We start from the raw sequence: 12,034 nt of genomic DNA, 5'->3' as shown, positions 1-12,034 counted from the left end.
CAACCCCGCAACTACCTGGCCTTTCTCGGCCTCGCCGCCGCCCTTTGCTGCTACAAGCGACTCCTCCGACTCACCACATAGGACACGGTCTAAGCATCCAGCCATAGGTGATGGAAATGAAATCACGTGTGAAGAACATGTGATTACTATCGCCAGGTTTTGATCAGCTCCCGTTCGGCGGGGGGGTATCCGGGGGTGGAATATGACGAGGTACGACTCGAGGTTCATAGGTAGATCCGTCGCCGCATTCGCGGTCCTGGCATCGATATCAGGGGTCGCCGGAAGCGCGCAGGCGACCACGGCGGGAACTGACGGGGCGGCAGTTTGTCACCTCCCCGAGGAAGGGCCGCTGAGCACGGAAGACCTGCCCACCGGCTCATCCGTGCTGGACTGCGGAGCCATCGGCCGCATCGTCACCTACGACGGAACCGGGGTGACGGTCCCCGAACCCGGCACGACCGTGAGCGTCGACACGCTGGCCACGGACGGCGATACACACGGGTTCGCTCTGGAAGTCGCCACGGACGGCAAGGTCTCCTACGTACTGACCGATGCCGGAGCGGACTCGTCCACCGCAGGCACCGATGTTCCTGACCACCTGACGAACCCCACGCACACGGCAGCCGACCTCTCGGAGGAAGCGGACAGCGTGGACGCGGACGCGCCCGACGCGGTCGCGGAGGGGGACGCAGAACTGGCCGAGGTGGACGCGTTGGCCGCTCCGGGCGCGTGCAGCGATGGCTCCTACTCGACGGCGGACCGGAAGGAGTACGGGACCTACCAGTGGTACATCGGTGACGGAGGAATGCCAGGAGCGCTGTCCCGCACGGACGCCAAGTGGGCGTTCTGGGACGCGATCGACAACATCACCGGCAGCTACAACAACTGCGGATACGCAGATCAGGTCGGGGCGAAGCACAATTACCTGGGCACCACGAGCCGGGAAGCGGACATCAACAGCAGCAGCCAGTGCACCAGCCGGGACGGGGTGAGCACTTGGGACGCAGGCAACCTCAAGTCCGGCACCGTCGCCACTACCTGCTCATGGACATTCCCCATGCCGGGCGTCAAGAATGACCTGCTCGAAGCCGACGTCCGCTACAACACCACTGACTACGACTTCACCAACAAGCCGACCAGCACCTGCTCGAACAAGTACGACATCCGCTCCGTGGGTACGCACGAGGCCGGCCATGTCTTCGGGCTGGGACACGTGGGGTCCGGACATCAGAACCTCACCATGTACACGAACTCATTTACCTGCACGACGAAGGCAAGGACCCTCGGCAAGGGCGATGTCCTTGCCCTTCGCAGCATCTACTAGGGGAGGCGTCCATGGGCTGGTCCGGACGATCTACGGGCGTACTACTGGCGGCAACCATGGTGGTGACGGTGGCCGGGTGCACCGCCGACAACAGCAGCGAGGAGGGAGGCGCGGAAGCGTCCTGCGCGATCGAGTTCACCTACCAGGGGCGAACGTACCGGGACGTCGCGAACGCCGACATCACGGTCACCGACAAGCTGGGCACCGCCACCCAACCGCCCTGCGACGACACCGGCAGCCAGGACGAAGCGGCGGAAGGAACCACGGAGACCGCTTACGGTGTGGAAGGCATCCCTCCTGAAGTGGCCATCGCAGTGGGCAGTTCACCGGCTGACGCAATCTTCGTCGTCTCCTACTCCGGCTCGACGCTCCCGCCCGAGGTACAGAAGCTGATCGACGGCTCATGACACGGCGCGGGGCGATGCCTCCGGCTGCTCGGCCTCGGACTCCTCGTCCGGGGCCGTTTGCGGAGAGCCCGCGAATCCGGCTGTCCGGCTCCGGCCGTCCTGTCCGAGGGCGGTCGTCACTCCGCCAGGGCTTTTACATGCTTCTGGTCACGGGCTCTTGATACGCAGGTACACCGTCACCCTGCGACCGCGGACCTGCTCGTCCGCCACTGCTGTGAAGTGCTTCTCCAGCACCGAGGTCTTCGTCCGGTCCGCCTGCGCCGATACCGGCTTCGCGACCGTCGCCGCGTCCGTCACCAGCAGGATCCGTCGCTGGGCAAGCATCGACGTGCGGATCCGGGCTGGGCCGGACTCCACGCCCTTCAGCGTGCCGGACTTCTCCGGACTCTCTGCCAGGGCTATGTCCTGGAGACCACTGAACGTGCGGGGCGAGACCAGCTTGGTGTCTCGTCGCGCCGCCGGTACGAAGAGCACGGCATCTCCCGGTTCCTTGAGCCGCTGTACGTGCGTTGCCACGGCGAGGACGTCGTCCACCCGGCTGGCCGGGGAGCGCTTGGCCAGCGCCTGGGGAAGCAGCACCGCCATGGCCACGGCGACCGCTACAGGGAGGATCCATGGCGATGCCCTGGGGAAGCGCGGCGCAGCCGCCCGTACCGCTGCGCTGAGCGCTGTTCCGATCAGGAGCGCCAGACCCAGCAGGCTGAAGAGGACGTACCGGTCCAGGAACAGCGGCTGGACCAGGGAGATGCCGATCAGGATGAGTTGTGGCAGCGCAAGCAGTGGCAGTCCGACGGCCGCGGCTGACAGCCGGCCGGCCCGCGGCCGGTCCAGCAGTGCTCCGAGCCCACCGATCGCCAGCAGGACCGCTGGGCCGATCATCATGTGCCACGTCAGCGGCGGTATCCAGGAGACCTGCTTGGCCTGAGTCCGGGTGAAAAGGATCAGGGGGAGCGCGCCCCCAGCAGCCGCCGCCGAGGCAGCCGTCCAGCGGATCCAGACCTCGCGCCGGGCCCGTGTCCAGATCAGGGTTGCCGCGTGCGCGGCCGGAATCATCAGCGCCAGCCAGTTCAGCAGTGCGCAGAACAGGACGGTGCCGGCGTAGGCCGTCCAGCGCGCTGTTCCGCCACGGCCCCCGAGTACGGTCACCAGCAGCAGCGTCGAGATCGCGGCACCGGCCGTGACAAGCGCGTACGGGCGCCCCTCCTGAAGGTAGAACTGCACTGCGGGAAGCAGGCCGAGTGACAGGCCCGCCGCCAGGCCCGCCCAAGTTCCGGCCAGCCGCCGGCCGATGACTGTCACGCAGGCCGCGGCCACAGCCATGGCGAGCACGGAGGGAAGCCGCAGCGTTGTCGTGCCAGGCCCGAACGTCTCGAAGAGTCCGTGCATCAGCAGGTAGTAGAGGCCGTGTACGGCGTCGACCTGCGCCAGCATGTGCCAGATTTCGGAGGCGGGCCGCTGGGCCACCTGCCAGGTCGCCGCTTCGTCCCTCCACAGGCTGTGCTGTCGGGACAGTCCCCACGCACCGAGGGCCAAGGTCCACAGCAGGGGAATCAGCCAGATGGGCAGGCGTCGGCGGCCCGCGATTATGTGGGAAGTCATGAAGGTGGTCAGGCCCTCGGGTAGCGGTGCGAACTGGAGTCAGCGGTTCGTCGACAGACTTATGACCCACCGGACCAGCCGCCAGTTTGCGCGGGAGCACCCCCCTACAGCGCGAATTCCGGACTCGCCGACAAGGTAGGGCATTGTCTGCGCCGCCCCGTAAGTCGACGACATTACATGTGCACGGAAAAGACTTCCACGCCTAAAAGGAATGGCTGAAAGCATCTCCTGATTTTGGCGATATCCGGCGCAACCGAAAAATAATATTCGACGTCCGCCCGCTCGCCCCACGCATCTCTCCCCCGCAGGCCGCCGCCCATGGTGGCCGAAATCCCCCGCCTGATGAATACTGCAATTCAATTTCTGCCGCGATTCAGGCCACTCGAATGTCAGCCATCTTGACCACAGCCACGCCGGCCTTGGCAGAGAAATTCTCGGCTCCCCGTGAAACCCCTCGACGCGGGGCGCCTCCCGAAGAGATGCTTCAGCCATGGAGTTCTTCTGCTACCACCGCGACCGGCCCGGTTCCGCAGCATTGCGCGACGAACTGCTGGAAGACCACTGGTCCTACATGGACCGGTACGCGAAGGAGTTGATCGCCCGGGGCCCGACGCTCGACGGCGACACAGCCACCGGGAGCGTGCACATCGTCGACCTGCCCGATCCCGCCGCCGCCCGCGCGTTCGCCTTCGACGAGCCCAACTACCGGGCCGGCGTCTACCGGGACGTACTGCTGCGGCGGTGGCGCAACCTGCTGGGGCGCACCATGTGGGACTTCCCCGGCGGCAGCACCGAGGGCAACCGGTACCTGGTGATCGGCCTTGGCGCGGGGGAGGCCGCCGATCTCTCGGTGCCGCCCGGGGACGAGCTGATCGCCTACGGGCCGCTGCTGTCCGACGACGGCACCACCTGGGTGGGCACGGCCGCGCTGGTCCGCGCGCCCGGCCCGGACACCGCACGCGCCGTCCTCACCCAGGCCCGGTACGCCGATATCGAGGTGCACGACTGGCAGTTCGGCGGGCGCCGTTGAGGGCTACGGGCGGACGCTGACGGCCCTGGGGGGCGCTCAGTCCGTCTCCTCCAGGATCTCCCCGATCACCTGCCGTGCCGTCTGCGCCATCACCGGGTTCGTCGTCCGGTAGTACGAGAGTTCCATGAGCGCGATCGACAGGGCCCAGCCCCGGGCCCGCGCCCACGTCGCCGGGTCCGCCCCCGTCCGCGTACGGAAGGTCCGCCTCCCCTCGGCCCCCAGCAGGTACCAGCCCGGGATCAGGTCCACCGCGGGGTCGGCCAGGCCCATGCAGCCGAAGTCGATGACGGCGCTCAGCCGGCCCTCCGTGACCAGGACGTTGCCCGGCTGGAGGTCTCCGTGGACCCATACGGCCGGGCCCTGCGGGGCCGGGGCCCGCAGCGCGGCCGCCCAAGCGGTGGCCGCGGCCCCGGTGTCGATGACTCCGTGCAGCGCGTCCAGGGCGCCCCTGGTGGCCGTGTCCCGGGCGGCCAGCAGTTCACTGCGGAAGGCCGGTGGCCCGTCGGCGGTGTCCACGCTGCGCAGCGCCAGGACGAACTCCGCTACGTCGGCGGCCAGTTCGGCGCCACCCGCGGCCGGGGCCGGATTGGCGCCGTCGAGCCAGCGGCAGACCGACCAGGACCACGGGTAGCCCTCGCCGGGCACACCCTGGGCCAGCAGGACCGGGATGGCATGGGGGAGGTGCTCGGCGAGGTGCGGCAGCCAGCGGTGTTCCGTCGCCACGTCCTTCGAGCCGCCCTCGATACGGGGCAGCCGCACGGTCAGGTCCGTGCCCAGCCGGTAGATGGCGTTGACCGTGCCGTGGGAGCCGATCGGCTCGACGGGAAGGTCCGCCCATGCGGGGAACTGCGCCGCGAGCAGGCGGCGTACGAGCGCTGCGTCGGTCTTCGTCTCATCGGCGTGCATCCGGCCCATGCAAGCCGAACCGGGCAGCCGCTGTCGAACGAAATCCGGTGGGCGGCGCGGCGCCTCTGCGGCAGGATCCATGCCCATGCCCCTCGTACTCCCGCCCCGCCTCACCGCGTCCGCCCGGACGATTCGCGACAGCGCCCGGCGGCGAGGCCTGCACACCGTGCAGCTGCCGGACCAGGAGGTGCCCGAGGGGCTGCGCGGCGGGGGCGCGTATCTGCACGCCGGTCCCTCCTTCGCCGACGCCGTGGCGCCCGCGCTGGACATCGCCCCGCTCGAAGCTCCCGCCGACTGGCTGGCCCGGCTGCCCGCCGCGTTCGTCCGGCGCGAGATCCGCGCAGTCCCGATCCGTGAGGCGTACGGGCTGCGCCGCCCGGTCTTCGTCAAGTCGCCGAACGACAAGGGCATCCCGGCGCTGGTCTACGCGGACGGGTCCCGGCTGCCGGGGCCGGACGCCGTCGGCCCGGAGACGGTGGTGCTGGTGAGCGATGTCGTCGTGTTCGAAGCGGAGTACCGGCTGTATCTGCTCGACGGGCAGGTCCACACCGGCAGCCGGTACGCCGTGTCGGGGCAGCTGCGCCTGGCTCCGCTGTCCGCCGCGGCACACGCGTTCGGCACGGAGCTGCTCGCCGCCGCCGGACACACGCTGCCGTCCGCGATCGTCGTCGACGTCGGTTCCACCGACGCGGGGCAGTGGGCGGTGATCGAGGCCAACGCCGCCTGGGCCAGCGGCTGTTACGCCTCCGACCCGGACCGTGCACTGGATGTGGTGCTCAGGGCCGCCGGTCCCGCCGGGCACCTCGCGGAACGGGACAGGGCCTTCGTCCGGTGAGCCCTCAGGCGCGTCACCGGCAGGAGGCCTTCAGCTGCGCCGCCCCATGGTGCGCGCCCACCAGCGCCGCGTCGCCCCAGTCCCGGCCCCGGTCGACCAGCTGCACGGCGAAGGTGTCCCCCTTGACGGGGTAGCTCCGTACGTCGACGGCGGTGCCCCGGTGCTCCGGCTGGTGCACGGCGAAGCCCGTATAGGCCGAGTCCGTGTCGCGCGGGTCGGACAGGACCCGGTAGACCGTCGGGTCGCCCGCCACGTCCCGGTCGCGGACGCTCCTCGGCACGAAGACCGTCAGCGCGCACTCGCGGAAGCCGGCACCGAGGTGCCAGGACCAGACGGCGCTGCTCCCCCGGTCCTGGACCGGGCTCCCCGACATCGGGACGGCGCTGAACCGGCCGTCGCACGAGCCGCCCGAGAAACCACCCGACTCGACGGTGTACCAGCCGGCGTCGCCGCGCTCGAAGCGCCCGTACTCCGCGTACTCGCCCGTCGTACAGCCAGGGCCGGCCCACGCCGTGTAGCGGTAGCGGTCCGTACCGGTGGAGGGTTCCGGGGTGGCGTCATCGGGCGGTTCCGCGCTCCCGGATCCGCTCGGTCCGGTGCTTCCGGATCCCGTCGGTCCGGGGCTCTCGGATCCCGTCGGTCCGATCCGGGTCGGGGCGCCGCCGCCGATCGGAGCCGGTACGGCGCCCGCCCGGCCCGCGGGCTCAGGACGTGCGCTGCCGGACCCGGTGGCGAGCAGCGACACCGCGGTGGCCAGACTGCCCGCGGCGACCACGACCCCCGCCGCCAGCAGCGCCTTCCGCCGTCGGGGCAGCGTGGAGACCCGGCCCATCAGTGTCTCCTGGGCGATCCAGGAACCGCTCCCGCGAGGCGAGCGCGCCACCGAACCGCACCGGGGGCAGACCATGCCCGGCAGCGGACCTATGTGTTCGCCGCCGCAATGTTGGCACCTCATGGCAGCACACCATGCCAGTGCTGCGCCTCCGTAGGGAGAGTTCCCGCACTATTGGCGCAGTTCCTCCGGGCACGGCGTGCCCGGCTGGAACTGGTAGGGCCCCGCCAGGCGGTAGACCCCCGGGCGCGGTGCGAGGAGTTCGGTCCACTCGTCGCCGTCCCCGTCCTCCTCCACCTTGATCAGGCAGCCGTGGTCGTTGGTGAACTCCTTCGGGGCGTCCCCGTCCTCCGCCGAACGCTTCTTGGACGCCTCGGTCTCCTGCGGCCGCTCCACGCCCTTGCCCTCGTCGTCGACGACCGCCAGCCACCGGGAGTACGGGATCCGGATCAGGACCCGGCCCGCCGACTGCACACGGATCGTCAGCCGGTCCTCGCCGGCCCGCTCCACCGTCGCGGGCGGGTCGGCGAGCGGCACCGGGTCGACGACCCGGAACAGCTTCCAGTTGGCGTCGCGCCACACCGCCTTCAGATACGGCAGCCCCTTCTCGACTAGCGCCGTCTCCTGCAGGGCCCCCGAGTCCGGCTTCCCCGTCGGCAGCACCACGTAGTGCACCGCCCAGCGGTCCAGCCACTCGCGGTAGTTCACCGCGTTGAGGGTGTCGTCGTAGAAGAGGGGGTTGCGCTTCATGTCGGCCTGGCGGTTCCAGCCGCGGGCCAGATTCACGTGCGGCAGGAGCGCCGAGGCCTCCCGGTGGCTGCTGGGGGGCACGACCTCGACCCGGCCCCTCTCGGCCCCGACCCGCTGGAGCTGGTTGACCAGCGGGGCCAGCGAACGGTTCCAGGACGCGGTGGGGGCGGTACGGACGATGTCGTCGACGCCCTTGAAACCGATCCAGAAGTTCAGCCCGGCGAAGACGATGACGAGGGCGTACCAGCGCCGGGTGCGCGGCGCGGTGTACGGGAGTGCGGCGAGCAGGACGACACCGGCGAACAGCATCGCCATGCGCGACACGTTCGAGCCGATCTGCGAGTCGACCACGTAGGTCAGCAGCGTCCCGGCGCCGTAGACCGCGGCGGCCGTCCGCACGGTGTGCCAGTCGCGGGGCACCAGGAAGAAGACGAACACCGAGTACAGGAAGGGCAGCGACAGGGTGCCCAGGGCCATCGGCTGGGTGCCCGAGAACGGGAACAGCCACGCGGAGAGGACCACCACCGCGACGGGGGCCAGGCCCAGCGCGTACGCCCCGGGGCGCCGTTTGTTCAGGAAGAGCGCCGCGGCGACCACGCCGAGGAAGAGCCCGGCGACCGGGCTGCCCGCCGTCGCGAGCCCGGCCAGCGGCGCGGCGACACCGGCCTTCGCCCAGCGCTTGTACCGCCAGCGGTGGGGCCAGCAGAAGACGGCGGCGACCGCACCGAGCGCGAACATCATGCCGAGCCCGAACGTCACCCGGCCCGACAGGGCGTTGCACAGGTACGCGAAGACCCCGGCGAGCGCGCACGCGAGGGGGTTACGGACGGCGGGCACCCGCACCAGGATCAGGGCGGTGAGCGCCGAGGACACCGTGCCGACGACCATCATCGTCGACCGGACGCCGAGCACCGACATCAGATACGGCGACACCACGCTGTACGAGACCGGGTGCATGCCCCCGTACCAGGCGAGGTTGTACGCGGTGCCGGGGTGGCGGCCGACGAACTCGGCCCAGGCGTCCTGGGCGGCGATGTCACCGCCGCTGTTCGCGAAGAAGAAGAACCAGAGGAGGTGCACGGCCGCGGCCACCGCGGTCGTCAGCAGTACCGGATGGCGCCGCAGACGGCTCCGTATCGAGCTGTCGGCGCCGTCACCGTCCCCGGCCGCCTGGGCCGGGATCCGGACCGGGGCGTCCTCGGCCGGTCTGTGGGCGTCGGCCCGTGTCGGCTCAGCGGTGGTCACTGCGACTCTCCCCGTCCTTGCCCGGGCCTGCCGAACCGTCCTTGTACCGCACGGGCCTCATCTGTCTGCGGAAGGACGCGTCCCGGCGCCCTTCCGTTGCTTTTGGGACGCTAGCACGCGGCATTTTCACCGCGCTGCCCTATCGGCGGACGGGCCCCCTGTCCCCGCCGGAGCGGGGCAGGGGGCCGGCCCGTCAGGTGATGCGGGTGAGCTTGTCGCCGAAGCCCGCTTCCGTCATCTCGCTCTGCAGGGCGACCGGGACCGACACCTTGCCCGTGCCGGTGCCGACGGTCACCTCGCCGACGACGGTGCCCGCCTTCGCCGCGTGGGCGGGTGTCGTGCCACCGTCCGTCAGCTTGAGGTCGACCTCGAGACCGCCCCAGCCGACGGCCTTGAGGTCCTTGGTGGCGACCACGGGGGTCTGCGTGCCGAAGCCGTTGTCGACGTAGCCGACGACCTGGCCCTTCTTGACGACGGCCGCGGAGTCGACACCTTCCTGGGCGGTCTGGATCAGCGCCAGGCTGCTCTGCAGGGCGCGTTGCAGCTTGGCGTCCAGGGTCCCGTCGACATCGGCACCCATCACCGCGCCGATGATCCGCCGGGTCTTGCCGTCGATGACCGTCTCGGCCGTCCAGATCAGGTTGCCGCCGGCGGGGGTCGACGAACCGGTCTTGATGCCGCTGACGCCGGGCTCCAGCAGGATGTTGTTGTTGTTGTAGATCATCTTGCCGATGCCCGGGATCTCGGCCTGGGGCATGTTCACGATCTCGCGGAAGACGTCGTTCTGCATGACCGCCTTGGCCAGCTTGAGCTGGTCCGCGGGGGTGGACCGGGTGGTGGACTCGAGACCGCTCGGGTCCGTGTACACCGAGTTCGTCATCCCGAGGTCCTCCGCCGCCGCGTTCATCTTCTCGACGAACGCCTTCTCGGTGGTGGCGTCCCAGCGGGCGAGAAGACGCGCCACGTTGTTGCCGGACGGGATCATCAGGAGCTGGAGCATCTGACGCTCCGTGTACTTCTGGCCCTCCTGGATGGGCGCCGTCGACTCGTCCGGCCGGTTCGCCTCCTCACCGGCCTTCGCGTCGACCACGATCTGGTCACCCGCCTCCTTGCCGGTGATCGGGTGGCCCTGGAGGACGACGTACGCGGTCATGATCTTCGCGACGCTCGCGATCGGCGCGGACTTCTCCTTGCCGTACGTGCCGATGGTGCCGACGCCCTCGACCTCGACGGCGCCCTGTCCGTCCTCCGGCCACGGCATGTCCAGCTTCTCGCCGCCGAAGGTGTACGTCGGGGAGGCGGTCAGCGTCAGCGCCGGGTCGGGAAGCGGGCGCACCGCCTGCGCGATCGCAAAGACGATCAGGGCGAGCAGGACGAGCGGCGTCCAGATCTTGACCCGCCGGACCGCGGTGCGGACCGGGGTCTCCGGGGGCGGCGGGGTGTTCGTCAGCTCGGCGAGCAGATCGAGCGGCGGCCTGGGCGGCATCGGCTGCTGCCGGGTCCGCTCGGCCTCGGCGAAACCGGCCCCGGGGCTCGCGGGGGTGCCGGGACCCGCCGCGACGTCCGGGGTGATCGTGGGACCGACCACGGGCTCGGGGCGTACGTCGTCCGAGCGCAGCGGTACGAACTTGCTGGTCCGCTCGGCGGGCGCCTCGGGGGCCGTGGCGGGGGCACCGGAGGGCTTGGCGGCCCAGGTGGCGGGCTTCCGCGCGGCCTCCTTCTCCTTCGGCGGGAGCTTCAGCGCGGTCGTCGGCTGGTCGACCCGCTCGGCGCGCGGTGCCTTGAAGACGGCGGTCGGATGATCGATTCCTCGCTCGTCGGGCGCGGGGGCCGCGTCCTTCGCCGGGTCGGCCTCCTCGCGGGTCTTCGGGACGCGGGGGGCGTCGTCGGACGGTGCGTCGTCGGACGGGGTGTCGTCGGACGGTGCGTCGGCCGGGGTGTCGGCGGAGGCGTCGGCGGTGTCCGCCCCCTGTGCCTCGTCGTCGCCGTCCGGCGACTCGTCGGCGTCCGCGGGCGCCTCGTCGGTGGTGGCCGCGGCCTTCCCGTCGTCGGTGGCCGCGGCCTTCCCGTCGGCGGGGGCGGGAGCGGCGTCGCCGTCGGCGGCCGCCTCGCCGGCGTCCTCGGACGCCTTGCCACGGCCCTCGGCGCTACCGCCCTGAGCTGCGGCTTCCTCGTCAGGTCCGGTCGCCACCCAGGCCGCTACGGCGGCACGGAGGCGGGCATCGGTCGGCGTCGGCTCGGCGCCGGAGCCGGAACCGGAAGCACCCTCGGGCTGCTCGTCGGCATCGGCGTCCGCGTCGGCGTCAGCATCGGCGTCCGTGTCGGCTTCCGGACCGGCGTCGGCATCCGCGTCCGCATCCGCACCGGCGCGGGACGCCGGCGCGTCCGCCGGAGCGGCCTCGGGCCGCTCGTCGGCGTCAGGACCCTCGGCCTCGGCGTCAGCTCCGGAGCCGGCCTCGGCTCCAGGGCGGTCGGCATCGCCGGTCCCGGCCTCGGAGCCCGCACCGGCCCCTTCCTCGGCCGAGGAGCCCGCATCCGCCTCCGTACCGCCCGGAACGGGCCCGACCGCGTCCACAGGCGCCTCAGACGCCTTCGTGGCCTCCCCGGCCGCGTCCTCCGCCTCCGCGGGCTCCTCGGCCTCCCCACGAGGCGTGGAGGCCTCCTCAGGGCCCTCCGAGCCCTGTGAGCCCTCGGCCCCCTCAGGAGCGTCCGCGCCCTCGCGGGGCTCCGAGACACCCTCGGACGCGTCGGCCTCCGCGGACCGCGGCAGCCGGAAGACCGCCGTCTCGCTGTCCGTCGCGGCGTCCGCCGTCCCGCCCGCCGTGTTCCCGCCTGCCGCAGCGACCGGTTCACGGAAAACGGCGAGACGCGGATCGCGTTCCTCAGCCGTCCCCGAAGCCGTCCCCGACGACTTCCGCTGCTCCGACTTGTCGGGGGACTCGCCCGCCACCGATACCTCCTTGATGCGCCGCGGGGACATGCCCGCACTGTCCGAACCATCTACCAGTGTCCTGTGTGAACCCTTGACCGAGCCGCTAGACGAGAACGACATACCTAACGGTTCCCTCACAAAGCACCCAGGCACCCTCGACAGACCAATGTGAGA

The 12,034-nt window shown here is 70.8% G+C and carries 9 protein-coding genes; 4 read left to right on the top strand and 5 right to left on the bottom strand.

Features of this window, described 5'->3' with window-relative positions; translation table 11 throughout:
• Positions 1-202 precede the first annotated feature (202 nt).
• Complete coding sequence (locus ACIRD8_RS33960) at positions 203-1,324, top strand: matrixin family metalloprotease (protein ID WP_404000361.1); 1,122 nt, start codon at positions 203-205, stop codon at positions 1,322-1,324.
• Between the two features lie 11 nt (positions 1,325-1,335).
• Positions 1,336-1,731: a DUF6281 family protein gene (locus ACIRD8_RS33955; protein ID WP_404000358.1), complete on the top strand. Its 396-nt coding sequence runs from the start codon at positions 1,336-1,338 to the stop codon at positions 1,729-1,731.
• Positions 1,732-1,878: 147 nt separating this feature from the next.
• Here ACIRD8_RS33955 and ACIRD8_RS33950 read toward each other — a convergent pair whose 3' ends face one another.
• Positions 1,879-3,330 (bottom strand): hypothetical protein, encoded by a 1,452-nt coding sequence (locus tag ACIRD8_RS33950; protein ID WP_404000355.1) that lies wholly within the window; start codon positions 3,328-3,330, stop codon positions 1,879-1,881.
• A gap of 490 nt (positions 3,331-3,820) precedes the next feature.
• Here ACIRD8_RS33950 and ACIRD8_RS33945 point away from each other — a divergent pair, with 490 nt between their 5' ends.
• Positions 3,821-4,360: a YciI family protein gene (locus tag ACIRD8_RS33945; protein ID WP_404000352.1), complete on the top strand. Its 540-nt coding sequence runs from the start codon at positions 3,821-3,823 to the stop codon at positions 4,358-4,360.
• A 36-nt stretch (positions 4,361-4,396) separates the two neighbouring features.
• Here ACIRD8_RS33945 and ACIRD8_RS33940 read toward each other — a convergent pair whose 3' ends face one another.
• On the bottom strand, positions 4,397-5,266 hold the full coding sequence (locus tag ACIRD8_RS33940; RefSeq protein WP_404000349.1) for an aminoglycoside phosphotransferase family protein: 870 nt from the start codon (positions 5,264-5,266) through the stop codon (positions 4,397-4,399).
• 85 nt (positions 5,267-5,351) lie between these two features.
• Here ACIRD8_RS33940 and ACIRD8_RS33935 point away from each other — a divergent pair, with 85 nt between their 5' ends.
• Positions 5,352-6,101: an ATP-grasp domain-containing protein gene (locus ACIRD8_RS33935; protein ID WP_404000347.1), complete on the top strand. Its 750-nt coding sequence runs from the start codon at positions 5,352-5,354 to the stop codon at positions 6,099-6,101.
• Positions 6,102-6,114: 13 nt separating this feature from the next.
• On the opposite strand, the gene ACIRD8_RS33930 is transcribed toward ACIRD8_RS33935, so the two are convergent.
• The 3 genes from ACIRD8_RS33930 to ACIRD8_RS33920 form a co-directional block, all read right to left on the bottom strand.
• Positions 6,115-7,008: an adhesin gene (locus ACIRD8_RS33930; protein WP_404000344.1), complete on the bottom strand. Its 894-nt coding sequence runs from the start codon at positions 7,006-7,008 to the stop codon at positions 6,115-6,117.
• A gap of 96 nt (positions 7,009-7,104) precedes the next feature.
• The gene (locus ACIRD8_RS33925) at positions 7,105-8,928 is read right to left on the bottom strand and encodes an MFS transporter (protein ID WP_404000342.1); all 1,824 of its coding nucleotides are present in this window, start codon (positions 8,926-8,928) and stop codon (positions 7,105-7,107) included.
• Between the two features lie 193 nt (positions 8,929-9,121).
• Positions 9,122-11,908 carry a serine hydrolase gene (locus ACIRD8_RS33920; protein WP_404000339.1) on the bottom strand — a complete coding sequence of 929 codons (2,787 nt, stop codon included), beginning with the start codon at positions 11,906-11,908 and terminating at the stop codon, positions 9,122-9,124.
• Positions 11,909-12,034 lie beyond the last annotated feature (126 nt).

Origin of the sequence: Streptomyces sp. NPDC102451 (genome assembly GCF_044765485.1) — a bacterium.
Lineage (GTDB): Bacteria > Actinomycetota > Actinomycetes > Streptomycetales > Streptomycetaceae > Streptomyces.
The sequence above is the reverse complement of the archived record's forward strand: the minus strand, read 5'-3'. Positions and strand labels throughout refer to the sequence as shown.